At 40.6% G+C, this 20782-nt stretch carries 16 protein-coding genes and 4 pseudogenes; 15 read left to right on the top strand and 5 right to left on the bottom strand.

All coding sequences use genetic code 11. The features are described 5' to 3' along the window. Positions 1-84 precede the first annotated feature (84 nt). The 13 genes and pseudogenes from rgg to QMQ21_RS11120 all read left to right on the top strand — a co-directional run bounded on the left by rgg (position 85) and on the right by QMQ21_RS11120 (position 10623). The gene (gene rgg / locus QMQ21_RS11185) at positions 85-936 is read left to right on the top strand and encodes a quorum-sensing system transcriptional regulator Rgg (RefSeq protein WP_023935383.1); all 852 of its coding nucleotides are present in this window, start codon (positions 85-87) and stop codon (positions 934-936) included. Positions 937-1136: 200 nt separating this feature from the next. Beyond that, a pseudogene (locus QMQ21_RS11180) lies at positions 1137-2383 on the top strand (MFS transporter). Positions 2384-2459: 76 nt separating this feature from the next. Further along, positions 2460-3739: pseudogene (gene hisS / locus QMQ21_RS11175) on the top strand (histidine--tRNA ligase). Continuing rightward, a complete protein-coding gene (locus QMQ21_RS11170; protein ID WP_025170602.1) occupies positions 3739-4203 on the top strand; it encodes a hypothetical protein in 465 nt (154 codons plus the stop codon). Before hisS ends, QMQ21_RS11170 begins: the two are co-directional and overlap by 1 nt. A 9-nt stretch (positions 4204-4212) precedes the next feature. Then, positions 4213-4419, top strand: coding sequence for a helix-turn-helix transcriptional regulator (locus QMQ21_RS11165; RefSeq protein ID WP_001176227.1), 207 nt, complete (start codon positions 4213-4215; stop codon positions 4417-4419). Continuing rightward, complete coding sequence (locus QMQ21_RS11160; protein ID WP_001046123.1) at positions 4419-4607, top strand: hypothetical protein; 189 nt, start codon at positions 4419-4421, stop codon at positions 4605-4607. The genes QMQ21_RS11165 and QMQ21_RS11160 overlap by 1 nt, the downstream gene beginning before the upstream one ends. Before the next feature lie 11 nt (positions 4608-4618). Beyond that, on the top strand, positions 4619-5362 hold the full coding sequence (locus QMQ21_RS11155) for a DUF3169 family protein (protein WP_023935375.1): 744 nt from the start codon (positions 4619-4621) through the stop codon (positions 5360-5362). A 10-nt stretch (positions 5363-5372) separates the two neighbouring features. Beyond that, positions 5373-6197, top strand: a complete 825-nt coding sequence (locus QMQ21_RS11150) for an ABC transporter ATP-binding protein (RefSeq protein WP_000621678.1) — start codon at positions 5373-5375, stop codon at positions 6195-6197. Then, positions 6190-6887: pseudogene (locus QMQ21_RS11140) on the top strand (ABC transporter permease). Before QMQ21_RS11150 ends, QMQ21_RS11140 begins: the two are co-directional and overlap by 8 nt. Before the next feature lie 9 nt (positions 6888-6896). Continuing rightward, on the top strand, positions 6897-7538 hold the full coding sequence (locus QMQ21_RS11135; protein ID WP_023935371.1) for a CPBP family intramembrane glutamic endopeptidase: 642 nt from the start codon (positions 6897-6899) through the stop codon (positions 7536-7538). Between the two features lie 17 nt (positions 7539-7555). Continuing rightward, positions 7556-7786, top strand: a complete 231-nt coding sequence (locus QMQ21_RS11130; RefSeq protein ID WP_000832171.1) for a hypothetical protein — start codon at positions 7556-7558, stop codon at positions 7784-7786. Between the two features lie 154 nt (positions 7787-7940). Next, positions 7941-9704 (top strand): aspartate--tRNA ligase, encoded by a 1764-nt coding sequence (gene aspS, locus QMQ21_RS11125; protein ID WP_023935369.1) that lies wholly within the window; start codon positions 7941-7943, stop codon positions 9702-9704. Further along, positions 9682-10623, top strand: coding sequence for a YitT family protein (locus tag QMQ21_RS11120; protein ID WP_000806293.1), 942 nt, complete (start codon positions 9682-9684; stop codon positions 10621-10623). The genes aspS and QMQ21_RS11120 overlap by 23 nt, the downstream gene beginning before the upstream one ends. Positions 10624-10652: 29 nt before the next feature. On the opposite strand, the gene QMQ21_RS11115 is transcribed toward QMQ21_RS11120, so the two are convergent. From QMQ21_RS11115 to QMQ21_RS11095, 5 genes are all read right to left on the bottom strand, one after another. Then, the gene (locus QMQ21_RS11115) at positions 10653-11639 is read right to left on the bottom strand and encodes a LacI family DNA-binding transcriptional regulator (RefSeq protein ID WP_023935367.1); all 987 of its coding nucleotides are present in this window, start codon (positions 11637-11639) and stop codon (positions 10653-10655) included. Positions 11640-11648: 9 nt separating this feature from the next. Then, a complete protein-coding gene (locus QMQ21_RS11110; protein ID WP_023935365.1) occupies positions 11649-12449 on the bottom strand; it encodes a DUF1189 domain-containing protein in 801 nt (266 codons plus the stop codon). Positions 12450-12710: 261 nt separating this feature from the next. Further along, on the bottom strand, positions 12711-13553 hold the full coding sequence (locus QMQ21_RS11105) for a sugar ABC transporter permease (protein ID WP_138699694.1): 843 nt from the start codon (positions 13551-13553) through the stop codon (positions 12711-12713). Position 13554: 1 nt separating this feature from the next. Then, the gene (locus QMQ21_RS11100) at positions 13555-14847 is read right to left on the bottom strand and encodes a sugar ABC transporter permease (RefSeq protein ID WP_000414964.1); all 1293 of its coding nucleotides are present in this window, start codon (positions 14845-14847) and stop codon (positions 13555-13557) included. A 110-nt stretch (positions 14848-14957) separates the two neighbouring features. Further along, positions 14958-16229, bottom strand: a complete 1272-nt coding sequence (locus QMQ21_RS11095) for an extracellular solute-binding protein (RefSeq protein ID WP_000095469.1) — start codon at positions 16227-16229, stop codon at positions 14958-14960. Positions 16230-16895: 666 nt separating this feature from the next. On the opposite strand from QMQ21_RS11095, the gene malQ reads away from it, so the two are divergent. Then, a complete protein-coding gene (gene malQ, locus QMQ21_RS11090; protein WP_000747307.1) occupies positions 16896-18413 on the top strand; it encodes a 4-alpha-glucanotransferase in 1518 nt (505 codons plus the stop codon). 25 nt (positions 18414-18438) lie between these two features. Further along, positions 18439-20694 (top strand): annotated as a pseudogene (glgP, locus tag QMQ21_RS11085) (glycogen/starch/alpha-glucan family phosphorylase). Positions 20695-20782: the final 88 nt, after the last annotated feature.

Raw genomic sequence — 20782 nt, 5'->3', positions numbered from 1 at the left:
TAATTCTGACAATTTGGCAAGTTTTTGATGAATTTTCTGAAAAATATGATAAAATGAAGAAAATACGGAATCAAGGGGATGCCTATGGAGCAGATTGGAAAAGTCTTTAGACAATTACGAGAGTCAAGAAATATCTCGCTGAGACAAGCAACTGGGGGACAATTTTCGCCGTCTATGTTATCTCGCTTTGAAACTGGTCAGAGTGAGCTTTCGGTGGAAAAGTTTTTATTTGCCCTAGAAAATATATCTGCCAGTGTAGAGGAAATCCTCTTTCTGGCGAGAGGTTTTCAGTATGATACAGATTCTGAGTTGAGAAAAGAAATCATAGATGTCTTGGATCCAAAGAATATAGCTCCTCTTGAGGACTTGTATCGCAAGGAGTATCAAAAGCATGCGCATTCTCAAAACAAACAGAAACATATTCTGAATGCCATTATTATCAAGTCTTATATGAAGAGTCTGGATGAAAGGGTAGAGTTAACAGCAGAGGAAGGGAAAGTCCTTCATGATTACCTGTTTTCTACCGAGATTTGGGGAATCTATGAACTCAATTTATTTTCAGTCAGTTCACCATTTCTATCTGTTTCTCTTTTCACTAGGTATGTTAGAGAGATGGTACGTAAATCTGATTTCCTAATGGAAATGTCTGGCAATCGAAACCTTTTTCACACTATACTATTGAATGGTTTTTTAGTCAGCATTGAGTGTGAAGAATTTACCAATGCCTCTTATTTTAAACGTGTTATCGAAGAGCATTTCTACAATGAAAATGAAACCTATTTCCGAATTGTCTATTTGTGGGCTGAAGGTCTCTTTGATAGCAAGCAAGGTAGAGTCAAGGAAGGTCAGAAAAAGATGGAAGATGCTGTCCGTATTTTTGAGATGCTTGGTTGTAATAAATCTGCCGAATACTATAGAAAAACGACCGATTGTTGAATATCTGCAAACTAAGAAAATTATTTGAAATTTGAAGCGATAGAACTGTAGGGCTCTCTCAGGTCAGTAAAGCAGTTTTATCGTTTCTTTTTGCTCATTTTATTTGTTGCATATATTCAAGAGTTCTCCCTCTCAAATTTCTAAGTGCTATACTATAGTCATACTTCATATAGAAGTTCGAACAAGAAGGGAGATTATCTATGAAACTATTGTTTAGAAATCCAGCTTATCGACTCTTGACTTTGTCACGCTTCTTCAATGCTTTTGGTGCTTCGATTTTCAACCTGGTCTTTATCGTCTATGCATCGACCCTGCCACAGGCCTCCTTTGCTGTTGCTATGGCGAATATTGTCATGATTATTCCGACTCTCTTTACAGTTTTTGTAGGGATTCGGGCAGATTACACAAGGGACAAGGTCAAATGGATGGTCTATAGCGGTTTGTTTCAGGCGGTTTTATTTTTTCTGGCAGCCCTAGTTGTCCAGCAAGCTAGTCTCTTTGCCTTTTCTAGCCTGTGTTTAATCAATGTCATTAGTGATGTCATCAGTGATTTTGCAGGTGGCTTGCGCATGCCTCTTATTAAGGAAAAAGTAGCTGAAAATGATTTGATGGAGGCTTACTCTTTTTCCCAATTCATCACCTATATTTCAGCTATTGGTGGTCAAGCTTTCGGAGTCTGGCTCTTAGGGCTATCGGTCAACAATTTTTCCCTCGTTGCGGGAATCAATGCCTGTTTTTTCCTAGTATCAGCCTCTGTTCTCTTTTTAGGAAAAAGCAAATTGAGCCTGTCAATGTCATCTGCTGATGGTGAAAACCTAAAAAATGAGAAGCTTTCTATCAAAGACCAGTTCCTAACAATTTACCGAAATTTACGTCTCGTTTTTCTTAAAAGTGGACAGAAAAACTTTGGTTTTATGCTCTTTGCTGTCTTGCTTATCAATGCCTTGGGTGGCGCTTTAGGAAGCATCTATAACATCTTCTTTTTGAGCCATTCTCTTTTGGACTTTTCTTACACAGAGGCATTATTTATCAGTCAATTCTGTGCTTTGTTAGAAATCATCATCAGTAGCCTTACGGGCAATGATTATTTTGGGAAGCAGTCCTTGCCTAGATTGATGATGTGGGTGACCGTAGGACTCAGTCTAGTTGGTCTAGCTAATTTATTCAATCAAGTCGTACTTGGTTTACTATTTCTATGTTCAACTCTGTATGTGTCTGGTAAAGTTCAACCAAAGATTAGTGCCATGCTCTGAAAAATCTAGCTCCAGAGGTTCTAGCTCGTACCAGTAATTTTTTAGGTTTATTGTTTACCTTATCCATACCTGTGGGAACAGCTTGTTTTTCACTTATAGCTGTATGGAATATACAGTTGACTTGGATGCTATTTGTTGGTCTTTCCTTGCTGGCTATTCTTTTGACAGTTATTAATCTCAAAAATGATATCTAAATCCTAATTTTTTCTCACTGTTTTAATCCCTTTATTTATGGTAAAATAAGACTATTAAGTTTAAAGAGGATTCCCTATGAAATTACAAAAACCAAAAGGAACGCAGGATATTTTACCTGCTGAGTCTGCCAAATGGCAGTACGTTGAGGGCTTTGCCCGTGAAATTTTCAAGCGCTATAACTATGCGGAAGTGCGCACGCCCATTTTTGAGCATTACGAGGTTATCAGTCGCTCTGTCGGAGATACAACGGATATCGTAACCAAGGAAATGTACGACTTTTATGACAAGGGTGACCGCCATATTACCCTCCGTCCAGAAGGAACTGCGCCCGTTGTCCGTTCCTATGTGGAAAATAAACTCTTCGCCCCAGAAGTGCAAAAGCCAAGCAAGTTCTACTACATGGGCCCTATGTTCCGCTATGAGCGTCCACAGGCAGGGCGTTTGCGCCAGTTCCACCAGATTGGTGTTGAGTGTTTTGGCTCTAGCAATCCAGCTACCGATGTGGAAACCATCGCTATGGCAGCCCATTTCTTGAAAGAAATCGGTATCCAAGGTGTCAAATTACATCTTAACACTCTTGGAAATCCTGAGAGCCGTGCAGCCTACCGTCAAGCCTTGATTGACTATTTGACACCGCTCAAGGAGATCTTGTCTAAGGATAGCCAGCGTCGTTTGGAGGAAAATCCTCTTCGTGTCTTGGACTCTAAGGAAAAAGAAGACAAGGTAGCAGTAGAGAATGCGCCTTCTATCTTGGATTTCCTTGATGAAGAAAGTCAAGCTCATTTTGATGCTGTACGTCAGATGTTGGAAAATCTTGGAGTAGACTACATCATTGATACCAATATGGTGCGTGGTCTGGACTACTACAACCACACCATTTTCGAGTTCATCACAGAGATTGAGGGCAATGACCTGACAGTCTGTGCGGGTGGTCGTTACGATGGTTTGGTTTCTTACTTTGGAGGCCCTGAACTGCTGGATTTGGATTTGGACTTGGTGTAGAGCGCCTGCTTCTCATCCTTGAAAAGCAAGGTGTGACTCTCCCTATCGAAAACGCCCTAGATGTCTATATCGCAGTTTTGGGTGAAGGAGCAAATGTCAAGGCCTTGGAATTGGTACAGGCTCTTCGCCAACAAGGTTTCAAAGCAGAGCGTGATTACCTCAACCGTAAGCTCAAAGCTCAATTCAAGTCAGCCGATGTCTTTGTGGCTAAAACCCTCATCACCCTAGGAGAGAGTGAAGTCGAAAGCGGACAAGTGACGGTCAAGAATAACCAAACCCGAGAAGAAGTGCAAGTGTCACTTGAGACAATCAGCCAAAACTTCTCAGAAATCTTTGAAAAACTAGGATTTTAATAACAGAAAAACTGGTCAGAAACCTACTCCTGACCTTTTTCTTTTGCAAAATGACAAAAATCATAAACTTTTTGACAAATATGCTTGTCAAAAAGAAAAAGATGTGTTACAATATAATCAAGTTAAGAGAAAAGGAGCAGGGAACGATTATGTGGGCATTAGGATTTGTACCTCTTGTGATTATGTTTTATCTCTATCATACCCAAAGGGTCAAGAAATTAGAGAATAAAATCAAAAGAATTGAGCAAAAACAGAAAGGAAATAAAGAAATGTCAAGATTATTAAAAGAATTGATTGGGAAAACACCGACAATCGTTGGACAAGTTTTTGGAACAGATAACTGGGAAGTTGTGGATGTTGATGAGGAATGGGTCAAGCTACGTCGTGTTAATAAAAAAGGAAAAGAAAAATTCAAACTACAACGCATTGAGGATATCCAAACTGTTGAATTTGACGGAAAGTAGGTGTGTGACATGCAACTAAAAAATCGTCTAAAAGAGCTTCGAGCTCGCGATGGTCTCAATCAAACCGACCTAGCCAAGCTGGCAGGGGTTTCCAGACAGACCATTAGCCTACTAGAACGGGATGAGTACACCCCGTCCATTATCATTGCCCTGAAAATATCTCAAATTTTCAACGAAACAGTCGAATCGGTATTTCGCTTGGAGGAGGACGAGTGATGAACAAGTATAAAGTGATTTATTATGTAGTTGCCATAGCTCTATTAGTCAGCCTATGTCTACTAATTGGAACAAATCTAGGATGGTTTGATCTCTATTACAGCGACCAATTTATCTGGGCCTACTTTGCTCTTATCCCAGTCGTTGACTGGATTGAAAAGAAATCCAAAAATCTAGCAAGTAAATAAGGAGAATGAATATGGAAAAGAAAAAGAAACGTGGATTGTTATTATTTTTGATGTCTATTGTCTTGGGAGCTTTCTTTGGCATTTTTGTAGGGATGTTTAAGGCTGTTGCCGAATCCCACGGAATTATGTTAGATGTAAAAATCTTGATACCATGGATATCAGCTATTTGTTTAGTGTTAGGTTTCATTAGCATTCTTTTGACATTCAATTTCTTAAAGAAAAGCAGAAAATTTCATTCCTTGTATCAAGAGGAAATGGACGATGATCTGAATGAAACCTATTATGTGCAAATGTATCGGAATCTCGAGTTTGGAACCACTGCTTTTAATATTGCAAGTGTAGCGATTTTATTGGCTCTTTTCATCTCAGGTAGTGAAGTGATTGTACCAAATAGAAGCAATCTAACCTTATCTCTTTCTTTTTTGGGATTAGTGCTGATTCTCAGTGTTCAAAAATATCTTTTTAAGACCATTGCGATTGTTCGTCAGTTTGATTTGGCATTTTTCTCAACACCAAAGGATGTCTTAGAGTATGTAAATTCTTATGATGAAGGGGAGCGTCAGGCTAATTTGGAACAGAGTTTTCGGATTTTATTCCAATTAAATCAGTATGTCTTACCAGTCTTATATGTTTTTCTTTTTATCATTTCTTTCTTGACAGGAGAGATTCAGCTGCTAGCCTTCTTGCTTGTAGGAGCTATCCATATTTATATCAATGTGATGCAGTTACCTATGGTAAAACGCTATTTCAAATAAAGGAGTTTCTATGATTCGTGTTGAAAATGTAAGTAAAAGTTTTGGGAGCAAAAAAGCTCTTCATCAGATTTCTTTTGAGATTAAGGAGGGTGAAATCTTTGGTTTTCTGGGACCTTCTGGCTCAGGTAAAACAACCATGATCAATGTCTTAACAGGACAGTTGGCTGCAGATCAAGGTAAAACAGTTTTGCTAGGCAAGAATTCTCAAGATTTAACCTCAAATGATTTGGAACAAATTGGTATTGTGAGTGATGGCAGTAGTTTTTATGAAAAGATGAGTCTTTATAAAAATCTTCTCATCTATGCTAAGTTATATGGCCTCAAGGCAGATAGAGTAGTTCAGGTGCTTCAACAGGTTGGATTGGCAGATGCTAAAGATATTATCGCAGAAAAACTATCTACAGGAATGAAACAACGAATGTTCTTGGCTCGTGCCCTTCTTAATGCACCTAAGATTCTCTTCCTTGATGAGCCAACCAGTGGCTTAGACCCTACAACATCTAAGATGATTCATACCCTACTTCAAGAATTAAAGCATGCGGGGACAACTATCTTTCTGACCACGCATGATATGAATGAAGCAACTCTGCTTTGTGATCGCTTATCTCTTTTAAATAAGGGTAATTTAATAGAGTATGGAAGTCCGCAAGATATTATCCAGAAGTACCATGTGGATAAGAAAGTACGTGTAGCTTATAAAGATGGACGAGAACAGATAGTTCCATTTGAAGAATTGCCACATTTAGACACGACAGATTTGATGGTGGTTCACTCTTGTGAGCCGACTTTAGAAGAGATCTTTATCAGATTAACAGGAGAAAAGTTAGATGTTTAGAAAATTAAATGCCCTACTATGGTTAAGATTACAAGTTCTTATCAGCAATTCAACTTTGTTAGCGACTTTATTGATGCCTTTTGGTATTGCTGTTTTATATAATGAATTTTTAAATAAGAATGGACAATTGAGCCTATTTTTACTATCTGCTAGCTTGACGATGGTCTTGACATGGGAAGTGGTTATATGGTATCGATTATGATGGCAGAAGATAAGGAAAAACGAAATCTTAAATCACTCATTCTAAGTGGTGTGACAGCAACAGAATATACTTTTAGTATGCTTGTTCTCCCTATTCTGATAATGTTACTTGCTATGATTGTACTTCCCATCTATCTTAAAGTAGATCTATCAGGTTACTTATTTGCCTATGTTATCTATTTGCTCCTAGCAACTATTAGTATTATTTTTCTCAACCTTCTAATCGGTGCGGTGTCAGATACTCAATCTAAAGCGCAAGTTTATAGTATCTTCCCTATGTTAATTGTCTCTTTTTTACCTATAATTGCTCTTCAAAATGATACGGTTCAAAAAGTGTTGGATTACTCGTTCATCGGTCCTATTGTAAATCTTTTAAATAAAAAAGGTGGGGAAATATCTTTTTCTAACATCGGTATGTTACTTGCCTGGGTACTTGTGTTAGGAATAGCGAACCTCTTTGTATTGAAAAATAGTTATAAAGCAAGATAGGAGAACTTTATGAAACTACTTAAAAAACTTGGCTGGTTTCTTCTAGCCATTCTATCCTTTTTATTCATCTATGGCTTCATTCAGGGGCTCGCGACTACGTCGCTTGCCTTAGGCGCTTCACCCTATGCTGTGACCTTGCTCTATGTGGCCTTGGCTGGAGTTTATGTGTACGGCATTTACAAATGGTATCATAAGGCTTCTGTTCATATTGAGAAGAGCGGCTTTAACCGATTTATTTGGCTTCCTGCCTTGGTTTGGTTCTTATCTCTGGTCGTTCAATTCTTCTTGCCAGATGATCCTTCAGTAAATCAGCAAATAGCGACAGACTTGACCTTGTCTCAACCACTCTTCTCCTTCTTTGCGGTCGTTATTTTTGCTCCTCTGACGGAAGAGCTTATCTTTAGAGGGATGTTAGCACGCTACCTCTTTCCTAAGCAGGACAATAGTAAACAAACTCTGCTTTTCCTTCTGGTATCCAGTGTTTTGTTTGCCTTAGGTCATTTCCCAGGTGATGTGCAACAATTTTTTGTCTATTTTAGCCTTGGTTTTAGTTTGGGCTTGGCTTATATTAGCAGAAAAGGTCTGGTCTACAGTATTTCTCTCCACGCTTTGAATAATTTAGTCAGCTTTTTGATGATTCTCATGCTATAATAGAGTCAGGAGGTCACATGAAACGAGTAATTTTATTAGCAGTGATTCAAGCAGTTGTTCTATTTTTCATCATTGGGGCGCTAGCTTATGCCTTCAAAGGCGATTTCTTCCATAACTATCTAGCAGTCGTCTTTGCTCCTATTGCAGGTGTCTTGCGTTTTGGGACGGCTTACATAACGGAAATTGTCTTGCCTCGAAAGGCAGCCGAAATTGCTGAAAAGCGTAAAGCAGGCAAAAATTCAAAATAAAAGAGTCCGATGAACTTCATCGGATTTTTGTATGGGCGCTAATTTTTAGGGACTTTACCTGATTTTTTAAGACTGGCAAACTTTTCTGCTGATTTTCATGAAGAGCCTGCGCTTTTATGGTAAAATAGTAACAGAATAAAAGAGGAGAGAAAACATGAAACGTAGTATGTATGCTGGTCGTGTTCGTGAGGAACACATCGGACAAGAAATAACCTTGAAAGGATGGGTTGGCCGTCGTCGTGACCTCGGTGGTTTGATCTTTATCGACCTTCGTGACCGTGAAGGAATCATGCAGTTGGTTATCAACCCTGAAAAAGTATCTGCAGAGGTTATGGCAACAGCTGAAAGCCTTCGTAGCGAATTTGTTATCGAGGTGACTGGACAGGTCGCTGCGCGTGAGCAAGCCAATGATAAGTTGCCAACTGGTGCAGTTGAGTTAAACGTGACAGCTCTGACAGTGCTTAATACAGCTAAGACAACCCCATTTGAGATTAAGGATGGCATTGAGGCTAATGACGATACACGTTTACGTTACCGTTACCTTGACCTTCGTCGTCCAGAGATGTTGGAAAATCTCAAACTTCGTGCTAAGGTGACCCACTCTATCCGCAACTACTTGGATGAGTTGGAGTTTATCGACGTGGAGACACCATTCCTTTCTAAGTCAACTCCTGAAGGGGCGCGTGACTACTTGGTGCCATCTCGTGTTAATAAAGGGCATTTTTACGCGCTTCCTCAAAGTCCGCAAATCACTAAGCAATTGTTGATGAATGCTGGTTTTGACCGTTATTACCAAATCGTCAAATGTTTCCGTGATGAGGACTTGCGTGGAGACCGCCAGCCTGAGTTCACTCAGGTCGACTTGGAAACATCTTTCCTTACTGAGCAAGAAATTCAAGATATCACAGAAGGCTTGATTGCGCGTGTGATGAAAGAGACTAAAGGCATCGAAGTGACGCTTCCATTCCCTCGTATGAAATACGATGATGCTATGGCTCTTTACGGTTCTGACAAGCCAGATACTCGTTTTGACATGTTGCTTCAGGACTTGACAGAAGTGGTCCGAGGTGTAGACTTTAAAGTCTTTTCAGAAGCACCTGCTGTAAAAGCGATTGTGGTCACAGGAGCTGCGGACAACTATTCACGTAAAGACATCGACAAGATGACGGAAGTAACCAAACAGTATGGTGCCAAAGGTCTTGCTTGGGTCAAGGTGGTTGATGGAGAATTAAACGGACCAGTTGCCAAGTTCTTGACTAGCATCCAAGCAGAATTGACAAGAGCGCTTGCTCTTGAAGATAAGGACTTGGTTCTCTTTGTGGCAGATACTCTTGAGGTAGCTAATGCAACGCTTGGTGCCCTTCGTGGACGCATTGCCAAAGAGCTTGGTTTGATTGATAATGATAAGTTCAATTTCCTTTGGGTGGTTGACTGGCCGATGTTTGAATGGTCTGAAGAAGAAGGCCGCTACATGAGCGCCCACCATCCATTTACCCTTCCACAGGAAGAAACAGCTCACGAATTAGAAGGTGAGTTGGCTAAAGTTCGTGCCATTGCTTACGATATCGTTTTGAACGGTTATGAGCTTGGTGGTGGTAGCCTCCGTATCAACCAAAAAGACCTTCAAGAACGCATGTTCAAGGCTCTTGGTTTCTCAGCCGAAGAAGCAAATGACCAGTTTGGCTTCCTTCTTGAAGCCATGGACTATGGTTTCCCACCACACGGTGGCTTGGCTATCGGGCTTGACCGCTTTGTCATGCTCTTAGCAGGAGAAGAAAATATTCGTGAAGTCATTGCCTTTCCTAAGAACAACAAGGCAAGTGACCCAATGACACAAGCTCCATCAACAGTAGCACTCAAACAACTAGAGGAACTCAGCTTACAAGTAGAAGAAGATGAAACAAGCAAAACGAATTAAGCGGTGGCGCTATTATCTGCGCCGCTTTGCTTATCAGATAAAAATTTTACGTGTCTTACAAAGCATCTCTCGCGAAAAATATGATGAGAAGATTTCGGCCTCTCTGGTCTATGGTTTTTTATCAGCAGTAGCAGTTAATTTTTTTTTCCAACCAGGGCATGTGTATTCGAGTGGTGCAACAGGTATGGCACAGATTATCTCTGCCTTGAGTAATCACTGGTTTGGTTTTCATATTCCGATTTCGCTAACCTTCTACGCCATTAACTTCCCTTTGATGGTCTTAGCTTGGTATCAGATTGGCCATAAGTTTACTGTCTTTACCTTTATCACGGTGTCTATGAGCTCCTTCTTTATCCAGTTTGTCCCTGTGGCAACCTTGACGGAGGATCCCATTATCAATGCCCTTTTTGGGGGTGTTGTTATGGGTTTGGGGATTGGTTTTGCTCTTCGAAACAATATCTCCAGTGGTGGGACGGATATCGTCAGCCTGACTATTCGCAAGAAAACAGGTAAGAATGTCGGTAGTATTTCTCTCTTGGTAAATGGGACCATCATGCTGATAGCGGGTTTGACCTTTGGTTGGAAATACGCTCTCTACTCTATGATTACCATCTTTGTCTCTAGCCGTGTAACAGACGCTGTTTTTACCAAGCAAAAACGCATGCAGGCTATGATTGTGACCAATCATCCAGATAAAGTAATTGAGAAAATCCATAAAAAATTGCACCGCGGAGCAACCATGATCCACGATGCAGAAGGAACCTATAATCACGAGAGAAAGGCAGTTCTAATCACTGTCATTACACGTGCAGAGTTTAATGAATTTAAACAGATTATGACACAAGTGGATCCAAGCGCCTTTGTCTCTGTCTCGGAAAATGTTCATATTCTAGGAAGATTTGTTGAGATAGATAATTAGTGACCAAAAAAACCAGCGTGAGCTGGTTTTTATTTTTCTATAATTTTATGGGCAATCAACTGGCGGTAACAAATTTGTTTATTGCTTTTAGCATCGTTGATAATCTGAAGAATCGTTTCAAATGATGTTTGACCAAGTTCTAGGCTATTGATATCGACATAGGCTGCCAAGTTGAGCTTGGGATTAACCGAGTCAAAGCTGAGAACAGGGACATCCAGCTGGTGTTTGGCAATATAGTTACAAACACCTTCAGCTAGGAGGCTATCGGTTGTGATGATAGCATCAATTTGTGGATCGTGCTTGAATAATCGCTTGCTAAATTTATAGCCCTTTTCTTCCAGAAACTCGTCGGCAAAGTAGATGCGATTGTTGTCAGTGGTCAGTTTGTAATGCTTAAGCGCCTGTTCATAGCCTGTTAAACGGTCTTTGGTCACGAAGAGCTTTTTACTTCCTCCGATAAAGGCAATGCGTTTGCAGCCTTTTTTGATGAAATATTCAGTCGCATCAAAACCAGCTTGAACATTGTCGTTGTCGACAAGTGGGATGAAAGGAGATAGAGATTTACCTAAGATAAGGAAGGGGAACTGTTCTTCTGCGACGAGTTTTACGAGAGGGTCTTCTTCTTGGGCATAGAGAAAAATTAGCCCATCTACACGCTTGCCGTAGACCATTTGTGAAATAGCGTTGAGACGCTCCTTCTCATCTTTCCCTGTTGCTATCTGAATGGCATAGTGGTTTTCAGATGCGACTTGAGAGATGCCACGTAGAACCGATGGAAAGAAAGGATTCTGGTAGAAGGCGTCTGAGTCATCAGGAAGAACTAATCCGATAACCTGAGTGTAGCTGCTTACCAAGCTACGAGCGTTGAGGTTTGGGTGGTAGTTGAGTTCCTTCATAGCTTTGCGAACACGTTTTTTTGTTTCGTCGCTAATGGTTGATTTATTTTGAATAACACGGGTTACGGTTGAAGGCGAAACACCAGCAGCCTTGGCCACGTCTTTAATCGTAACGGGCATAAAAATCTCCTATTTATGGTAATTTGGATCACGGAAATGTGTTTTATAAAAGATAGTGACCAGATACAGAACAAAAAGAATATTTTGTACAGTAATCAGGGTTGTCATATTTTGGCCAAATAATCCCAAAATAAGTGTAATCAGAGTCGGCAATCCTAAACAGTTCAAGATAAAGTGATAGCACTCTTTAAAGGTTCTAAATGAAAAGAGGCGTGATTTCTTAGTGATATAAAGGAGAAGACTAGCTCCTAGAGAGACGATAAAGAAATTCAAACCAAAGAGGAAGCTCGCACCGAGAACTAGGAAGAGGCTGATATAGACACGATTTTGTTGGTACCAGTCTTTAGAAATTGCTTGGGTCAAGCTGTCTTTGCTTTTGAAACTCTCAGTCTGAATGGCTCGGTAAGAGATGCGGGTCAGTTCCTTGCTTTCCTTGCTGATGACTAGCTCATTTGTATCGAAATGCAGTTGCAAGTCCTTCGGGAACTCCTTACTTGGGCTTGGACCAATCACAACAGAAGGCGCTTGACTAGCTGTTCCTGTATAAATTAATGTGCCATCGACAATTCTAGCATGTTCAGAGAGATCCTGGACAACCTTATCTGTCAATGGTTCATAGACATTATCGATAAAGGTTTCTAGCGGATAAGTCTCCTGTGAGCTGTTTTGAATGGCAATGGGTACCATCGACAAGCTGATAAGGAAGATACTGGTAAAGAGTAGTTGAAACCAGTTGAGCCCGAAACGTTTGGACAGGGGCTTACGAAATCCCCAAATACTTGAAAAATAGGAAAATGGATATGGAAGCATAGGTATCTTTCTAAAAGGTGTTTTCTATATGAGTATTATTATATAGAGAAATTCGCTTTATTTCAAGTCTAGGAGAAAAATTGCTTGTTGTAAGGACATTACTTACAGTAACAATCGTTAATACTTAATGAAAATCACAGAGCAAACTAGGAAGCTAACCACAGGTTGCTCAAAACACTGTTTTGAGGTTGCAGATGGAAGCTGACGTGGTTTGAAGAGGTTTTCGAAGAGTATAAAATGAAAAAGGGTGGCGGGGATAAATTATCCCTTGTCGCCACCACTTGTAAGTCCTGAAACAAAGTTCTTTTGTAGGAAGAAGAAGAGAATACAGATTGGAAGGGCGATGAGGATAGCACCTGCTGAGAAGTAGGCAATCTTCATGTTTTTCGCATTGTTAACGAAGGTTTGGAGACCTACGGCAACAGTAAAGTATTCTTTCTCACGAAGCAAGAAACTAGAGAGGATGTAGTCCCCGAAAGGTCCCATGAAGGCCCAGAGAGCTTGTACGGCAACCATTGGGCGAACAAGTGGAAGAACAATTTGCCAGAAGCGGCGGAAGTGTCCTGCACCGTCTAGTTTTGCAGATTCGTCTAAAGACATTGGCACTGTATCGAAGTAGCCTTTCATGAGCCAAGTATTCATCGGGATACCACCACCAACGTAGAGGAAGATGAGGAACCAGCTGTGGTTAAGGGCGTTCAACATAAGCGCCATAACGAAGAAGGCTGTCAAAGCGGCCATAGTTGGCACCATTTGGATGATCAAGAAGAAGACCAAACTTTGTTTACGAGCCAAGAAGTTGTAACGGCTGTAGGCATAACCAGCAAGTACGATGATACTTGTTTGAACAGCCATGGTAATCAAGGCAATGATCAAGGTGTTGAGGTACCAAGTACCGTACAAGGTTTCAGTGAAGAGGCCTTGGAAGTTAGCAAAACTAAAGTCGACGTTGCTGTCTAGTTTAAAGGCTACTACGTTACCAGTCTTGAAGGCTGACATAATGGTAATCAAAAGTGGATAGGTAATGACAATTGATAGACCAATCAGGTAAAGGTATGTAAGGCTTTGAGTCAGTCTACGTTTGAGTTTAATTGAGTTATTCATCTTAGACGTCCTCCATATCAAATGCGTGTAGTTTCTTGAATGCGATCATAGAGATTGAGATGACAATGATAGAGATAATCAAGGTGACAGCTGCCGCCATTGAGTATTGAGGAGATGTACCTGTTGTCAAACGGTAAATCCATGAAATCAAGATATCGGTTGAACCAGCTCCACCACCGACACTACCAGGTCCTCCAGCGTTGAAGAGGTACATGATAGAGAAGTTGTTAAAGTTGAAGGTGTATTGGCTAATCAAAGTAGGTGCCGCAACAGCCAAGATCATTGGGAAAGTGATGTTGCGGAATTTTTGCCAAGCATTGGCACCGTCAATATAAGCTGCTTCGTAAAGGTCGTTAGGAATAGATTGCAAGATACCCAAGGTCAGAACGTAGATGTATGGGAATCCAAGCCAACCTTGCATCATAATCAAGGCAATCTTAGTCCAAGTTGGGTCTGTTTTCCAGGGAATAAGAGCGCCATCAAGGAAAGGAAGGAATTTAGCCAAGATTGGCAATACTTGGGTGTTGATAGCTCCGACACTATCGTTAAACATGTTTGAGAATGTCAAGATAGTGATGAAGGCTGGGACAGCCCAAGGAAGAAGGAAAATAACACCAAAGATACGTTTTCCTTTGATAAATGGTTGGTTAGCAATGATAGCTGTGAAGATACCAATCACAATCTGTAAAGTTGAGGCTGCCAAAGCCCAGATGATGGTCCAAGAAAGAACAGAACCAAAGGCAGAACGGAAGGTACTCAAACTCCAGATATTACTAAAGTTTGTCAAACCAACCCAGTCCAACAATTTGTTTGGTGGTAAGTGTTGGAAGTCATAGTTGGTAAAGGCGATCATCAAGGTTACGATAACTGGGAAGATAATCGCGAAGGTCATGGCAACATAAGATGGAATAATCAAGAGATAAGGGAAACCATTTTCATAAATCCCTTTGATCATGTCTTTGAGGGTACGTGGAACTGGAATTCCATTGTTAATGCGTTTTGCAATCGTATATGCATCTTTGATATTTGAGAAATAAAAGAGTACATAAACGACTACAAAGATTAAATGGAAGGCACCACGAATCAGCATAAAGAGGGAATTATCACGACCGGGCTTGTCACCAAGAGTGATGAGATTGCTCAATTCAGGTGCTGCAAGTGCTAGGAAATAAAGGACAAATACGATGGTTACACCAAGGAAGATAAAACCTTTGGCTTTTTGTTTATTGTAAATCTGTCCTAACCCAGGAATGATAGACAGCAGGGCTGCTTTACTAGGTTGTTGCTTTTCCATAATAACTCCTTTCATAGGATACTACTTTTTTTATAAGAAAGCTAAATTATTTGTGTCTCTATTGATAAATTCAAAGGGGGATTTGAATTCCACCCCCTTGAACAAATTTTTTATTCACCAAATTTTTGTTTGATTGTTTCTTTGATCAATGTTACAGCGTCGTTAGCAGCTGTTTTAGCATCTTTTTGACCACTTACAGTATCAAAGAGCATGTTAGCAGCTGGTTCCCAAACTGCAGACATTTGAGAGATGTTTGGAATTGGTTGAGCGTTCTTGAATTGTTTGATAACAGCTGTTGTCAACTCATCGTTTTTACCTTCAGCGTATGAACGAGCTTCAGTATTAGCTGGGATTTCGTTAGTTGCATCGTAGAAAGCTTTTTGTTGTTCAGTTGAAACAAGGAAGTCTACAAATTTCTGTGCGCCTTCAAGGTTCTTAGTACTTGAAGGAATGATCCAAGCTTTACCACCACCGAATGCAGCATATTCTTTTCCATTTGGAAGAGTTGGGATAGTCGCAACACCGTAGTTTACTTTAGCATCTTTGAGGGCTTGAGCTTTCCAAGGCCCATCAATGATAGCAGCTGTTTTACCTTCTTGGAATTGAGTTTGGATTAGGTTTCCAGCAGCTGTACCATCTTGCATACCTTTAGGCCATTTTTCGTACCAAGATTTAGCGTAGTTGATACCTGCGATAGAACCGTCGTTTGCAAGACCGATGTCTTTAGGGTCTTTACCGTTTTGTCCGAATACGTAAGCGCCGTTACCAGCAAGAAGTCCGTATGCATAGTAGAAGTTTGTCCAGTCAGCTAGGAAGGCAGAAGTTTTTCCATCTTCTCCAGCGAAGGCATATTTGCTATCTTTAGCAAGGTTTTCCAAGTCAGCAAATGTTTTGGGAGCGTCTTTTACCAAGTCTTTGTTGTAGTACATAACAAGTGACTCGATAACGGCAGGAGCACCGTAAACTTTACCGTCAGCAGCGGTTACAAGAGATTTAGTTGTATCTTCTGTTTTAGCACCATCGCTCAATTTCACTTCTGAAAGTTGTCCGTCAGAACCAAGGCTACCCACACGGTCGTATGGAGCCATCATAACGTCAGCAGCTTGACCAGATTGGTTGTCAAGAGAAAGTTTGTCAAGCCCACCAAGTTGGTCACCAGATTTGATGTTAACTGTTGTGCCTGATTGCTCTTTATAAGCTTTAGCAACTGTTTCAGCATAAGCTTTGTATTGGTCCTCAACGTAAAGAGTGATTTCTTTCGCTTCAGATGAACCAGACTCAGCAGGCTTATCAGCAGTTTTGCTTCCGCAAGCTACCAAGAGCAAGCTAGCAAGTGTAGCAGTTCCAAGCACCGCAGCGCTCTTCATGAATTTAGATGACATAGTGTATTCCTCCTAAAGAATAACAAGTTTTATTGATAAGGAAACGCAAACGTTTTCCTTTATGACCTTAGTATAGCACAAATAGAAAACGGTTGCAAGTGTTTTTGACAAAAATTTTAAAAAATTTTTAAGCTTGATTTGATAGCATGATTTTGCTTTTTATTTTTAATAGAAGAAAAGTGTGAAATAGATAAGAATACAGTATTTTTAATAAAAAATAGATGTAATCTATCTAAAGAAGGAAATAAGGAGGGGCTACCTCCCTGTTTCTAATTCCTATCTATTTTCTATAGACCTTTGTGCCTCCTTGCATCTAAATTCAAGTTTTCTAGGGGAGGATTTGCAGTTTGTAGACGGATTCTGTGAGAGTCAAATTTTAGGATTAGATAGTTTTAATACTCTTCGAAAATCAAATTCAAACCGCGTCAACGTCGCCTTGCCGTACTCAAGTACAGCCTGCGGCTAGTTTCCTAGTTTGCTCTTTGATTTTCATTGAGTATAAGTTATCTTTGCTAAAATGGGTTAATCTCCTTAAAAATAATCAAAAAAGTTTTTTAAAAACGCTTGCAATTATGCTTGAAAAGGAGTATACTTATAAGTAGCGCAAACGTTTGCGTCTGCAAAAATACGCAACGTTCCATTAATTTTAACACATGAGGTGCTATTATGAAAAAACGTCAAAGTGGTGTGTTGATGCACATCTCTTCTCTTCCAGGAGCTTACGGAATCGGATCGTTTGGTCAAAGTGCTTACGACTTCGTTGATTTCTTGGTTCGTACAAAACAACGTTACTGGCAAATCCTTCCATTAGGAACAACTAGTTACGGGGACTCTCCTTACCAATCTTTCTCAGCCTTCGCAGGAAACACTCATTTTATCGATTTAGATATCTTGGTGGAGCAAGGTTTGTTGGAAGCAAGTGACCTTGAAGGAGTTGACTTTGGTAGCGATGCGTCTGAAGTTGATTATGCGAAAATCTACTATGCACGTCGTCCTCTTTTAGAAAAAGCGGTAAAACGTTTCTTGGAAGTAGGAGATGTTAAAGATTTTGAGAAATTTGCTCAAGACAACCAATCATGGCTTGAGCTCTTTGCTGAGTATATGGCTATCAAAGAGCATTTTGACAATCTTGCTTGGACTGAATGGCCAGATGCAGATGTTCGTGCTCGTAAAGCTTCAGCACTTGAAAGCTACCGTGAGCAATTGGCAGACAAGTTGGTTTACCACCGTGTGACTCAATACTTCTTCTTCCAACAATGGTTGAAATTGAAAGCTTACGCTAACGACAACCACATCGAAATCGTTGGGGACATGCCAATCTACGTAGCGGAAGATTCAAGCGATATGTGGGCAAATCCGCATCTCTTCAAAACAGATGTCAACGGTAAGGCAACTTGCATCGCAGGATGTCCACCAGATGAGTTCTCTGCAACTGGTCAGCTTTGGGGTAACCCAATCTATGACTGGGAAGCAATGGACAAAGATGGTTACAAATGGTGGATTGAACGCTTGCGTGAAAGCTTCAAAATCTACGATATCGTTCGTATTGACCACTTCCGTGGTTTCGAATCTTACTGGGAAATCCCTGCTGGTTCCGATACAGCAGCACCTGGTGAGTGGGTGAAAGGTCCGGGCTACAAGCTTTTTGCAGCCGTTAAGGAAGAACTTGGTGAGCTAAACATCATCGCAGAAGACCTTGGCTTCATGACAGATGAAGTTATTGAGTTGCGTGAACGTACTGGCTTCCCAGGAATGAAGATTCTTCAATTTGCCTTCAACCCAGAAGACGAAAGTATCGATAGCCCACACTTGGCACCTGCTAACTCAGTTATGTACACAGGAACTCACGATAACAATACGGTTCTTGGTTGGTACCGTAACGAGATTGATGATGCGACTCGTGAGTACATGGCTCGTTACACGAACCGTAAAGAATACGAAACAGTGCCACATGCTATGCTTCGTACAGTCTTTTCATCAGTTAGCTTCATGGCAATTGCAACTATGCAAGATTTGCTAGAATTGGATGAGGCGGCTCGTATGAACTTCCCATCTACCCTTGGTGGAAACTGGTCTTGGCGTATGACTGAAGAGCAATTGACACCAGCTGTTGAGGAAGGTTTGCTTGACTTAACAACAATCTATCGCCGAATCAATGAAAATTTGGTAGAATTAAAGAAATAATACAATATCAGGAGACATCTTAAACATGTTATCACTACAAGAATTTGTACAAAATCGTTACAATAAAACCATTGCAGAATGTAGCAATGAAGAGCTTTACCTTGCCCTTCTTAACTACAGCAAGCTTGCAAGTAGCCAAAAACCAGTTAACACTGGTAAGAAAAAGTTTACTACATCTCAGCTGAGTTCTTGATTGGTAAACTCTTGTCAAACAACTTGATTAACCTTGGTCTTTACGACGATGTCAAAAAAGAACTTGCAGCTGCAGGTAAAGACTTGATCGAAGTTGAAGAAGTTGAATTGGAACCATCTCTTGGTAATGGTGGTTTGGGACGTTTGGCTGCCTGCTTTATCGACTCAATTGCGACTCTTGGTTTGAATGGTGACGGTGTTGGTCTTAATTACCACTTTGGTCTTTTCCAACAAGTTCTTAAAAACAACCAACAAGAAACAATTCCAAATGCATGGTTGACAGAGCAAAACTGGTTGGTTCGCTCAAGCCGTAGCTACCAAGTGCCATTTGCACTTTACTTTGACATCAACTCTTTATGATATTGATGTTCCTGGTTACAAGACAGAAACGAAGAACCGCTTGCGTTTGTTTGACTTGGATTCAGTTGATTCTTCTATTATTAAAGACGGTATCAGCTTTGACAAGACAGATATCGCTCGTAACTTGACTCTCTTCCTTTACCCAGATGATAGTGACCGTCAAGGTGAATTGCTCCGTATCTTCCAACAATACTTCATGGTTTCAAACGGTGCGCAATTGATCATCGACGAAGCAATCGAAAAAGGAAGCAACTTGCATGACCTTGCTGACTACGCAGTTGTGCAAATCAACGATACTCACCCATCAATGGTGATTCCTGAATTGATCCGTCTTTTGACTGCACGTGGTATCGAGCTTGACGAAGCAATCTCAATCGTTCGTAGTATGACTGCTTATACTAACCACACAATCCTTGCAGAAGCGCTTGAAAAATGGCCTCTTGAATTCTTGCAAGAAGTGGTTCCTCACTTGGTACCAATCATCGAAGAATTGGACCGTCGTGTGAAAGCAGAATACAAAGATCCAGCTGTTCAAATCATCGATGAGAGCGGACGTGTTCACATGGCTCACATGGATATCCACTACGGATACAGTGTTAACGGAGTAGCAGCACTTCACACTGAAATCTTGAAAAATTCTGAGTTGAAAGCTTTCTACGACCTTTACCCAGAAAAGTTCAACAACAAAACAAACGGTATCACTTTCCGTCGTTGGCTTATGCATGCTAACCCAAGATTGTCTCACTACTTGGATGAGATTCTTGGAGATGGTTGGCACCATGAAGCAGATGAGCTTGAAAAACTCTTGTCTTATGAAGACAAAGCAGCTGTCAAAGAAAAATTGGAAAGCATCAAGGCTCACAACAAACGTAAATTGGCTCGTCACTTGAAAGAACACCAAGGTGTGGAAATCAATCCAAACTCTATCTTTGATATCCAAATCAAACGTCTTCACGAGTACAAACGACAACAAATGAACGCTTTGTACGTAATCCACAAATACCTTGACATCAAAGCTGGTAACATCCCTGCTCGCCCAATTACAATCTTCTTTGGTGGTAAAGCAGCTCCAGCCTACACAATCGCTCAAGACATTATCCATTTAATCCTTTGTATGTCAGAAGTTATTGCTAATGATCCAGCAGTAGCTCCACACTTGCAAGTAGTTATGGTTGAAAACTACAACGTTACTGCAGCAAGCTTCCTTATCCCAGCATGTGATATTTCAGAACAAATCTCACTTGCTTCTAAAGAAGCTTCAGGTACTGGTAACATGAAATTCATGTTGAACGGAGCTTTGACTCTTGGTACTATGGACGGTGCTAACGTGGAAATCGCTGAGTTGGTTGGCGACGAAAACATCTACATCTTTGGTGAAGATTCAGAAACTGTTATCGACCTTTACGCAAAAGCAGCTTACAAATCAAGCGAATTCTACGCTCGTAAAGCTATCAAACCATTGGTTGACTTCATCGTTAGCGATGCAGTTCTTGCAGCTGGAAACAAAGAGCGCTTGGAACGTCTTTACAATGAATTGATCAACAAAGACTGGTTCATGACTCTTCTTGACTTGGAAGACTATATCAAAGTCAAAGAGCAAATGCTTGCTGACTACGAAGACCGTGACGCATGGTTGGATAAAGTTATCGTTAACATTTCTAAAGCAGGATTCTTCTCATCTGACCGTACAATCGCTCAGTATAACGAAGATATCTGGCACTTGAACTAATACTCTTCGAAAATCTCTTCAAACCATGTCAGCTTTATCTGCAACCTCAAAGCTGTGCTTTGAGCAACCTGCGGCTAGCTTCCTAGTT

It is taken from the genome of Streptococcus bouchesdurhonensis (assembly GCF_948472335.1).
Note: the sequence above shows the minus strand (reverse complement) of the source record. Positions and strands in the feature narration are given on the sequence as shown.

What these genes read in the sequence shown, in the direction of transcription:
- rgg (WP_023935383.1), top strand. Translation starts at nt 85, where the DNA reads ATGGAGCAGATTGGAAAAGTCTTTAGACAATTACGAGAGTCAAGAAAT.
- QMQ21_RS11165 (WP_001176227.1), top strand. Translation starts at nt 4,213, where the DNA reads ATGCAACTAAAAAATCGTCTAAAAGAGCTTCGAGCTCGCGATGGTCTC.
- QMQ21_RS11160 (WP_001046123.1), top strand. Translation starts at nt 4,419, where the DNA reads ATGAACAAGTATAAAGTGATTTATTATGTAGTTGCCATAGCTCTATTA.
- QMQ21_RS11155 (WP_023935375.1), top strand. Translation starts at nt 4,619, where the DNA reads ATGGAAAAGAAAAAGAAACGTGGATTGTTATTATTTTTGATGTCTATT.
- QMQ21_RS11150 (WP_000621678.1), top strand. Translation starts at nt 5,373, where the DNA reads ATGATTCGTGTTGAAAATGTAAGTAAAAGTTTTGGGAGCAAAAAAGCT.
- QMQ21_RS11135 (WP_023935371.1), top strand. Translation starts at nt 6,897, where the DNA reads ATGAAACTACTTAAAAAACTTGGCTGGTTTCTTCTAGCCATTCTATCC.
- QMQ21_RS11130 (WP_000832171.1), top strand. Translation starts at nt 7,556, where the DNA reads ATGAAACGAGTAATTTTATTAGCAGTGATTCAAGCAGTTGTTCTATTT.
- aspS (WP_023935369.1), top strand. Translation starts at nt 7,941, where the DNA reads ATGAAACGTAGTATGTATGCTGGTCGTGTTCGTGAGGAACACATCGGA.
- QMQ21_RS11120 (WP_000806293.1), top strand. Translation starts at nt 9,682, where the DNA reads ATGAAACAAGCAAAACGAATTAAGCGGTGGCGCTATTATCTGCGCCGC.
- QMQ21_RS11115 (WP_023935367.1), bottom strand. Translation starts at nt 11,639, where the DNA reads ATGCCCGTTACGATTAAAGACGTGGCCAAGGCTGCTGGTGTTTCGCCT.
- QMQ21_RS11110 (WP_023935365.1), bottom strand. Translation starts at nt 12,449, where the DNA reads ATGCTTCCATATCCATTTTCCTATTTTTCAAGTATTTGGGGATTTCGT.
- QMQ21_RS11105 (WP_138699694.1), bottom strand. Translation starts at nt 13,553, where the DNA reads ATGAATAACTCAATTAAACTCAAACGTAGACTGACTCAAAGCCTTACA.
- QMQ21_RS11100 (WP_000414964.1), bottom strand. Translation starts at nt 14,847, where the DNA reads ATGGAAAAGCAACAACCTAGTAAAGCAGCCCTGCTGTCTATCATTCCT.
- QMQ21_RS11095 (WP_000095469.1), bottom strand. Translation starts at nt 16,229, where the DNA reads ATGTCATCTAAATTCATGAAGAGCGCTGCGGTGCTTGGAACTGCTACA.
- malQ (WP_000747307.1), top strand. Translation starts at nt 16,896, where the DNA reads ATGAAAAAACGTCAAAGTGGTGTGTTGATGCACATCTCTTCTCTTCCA.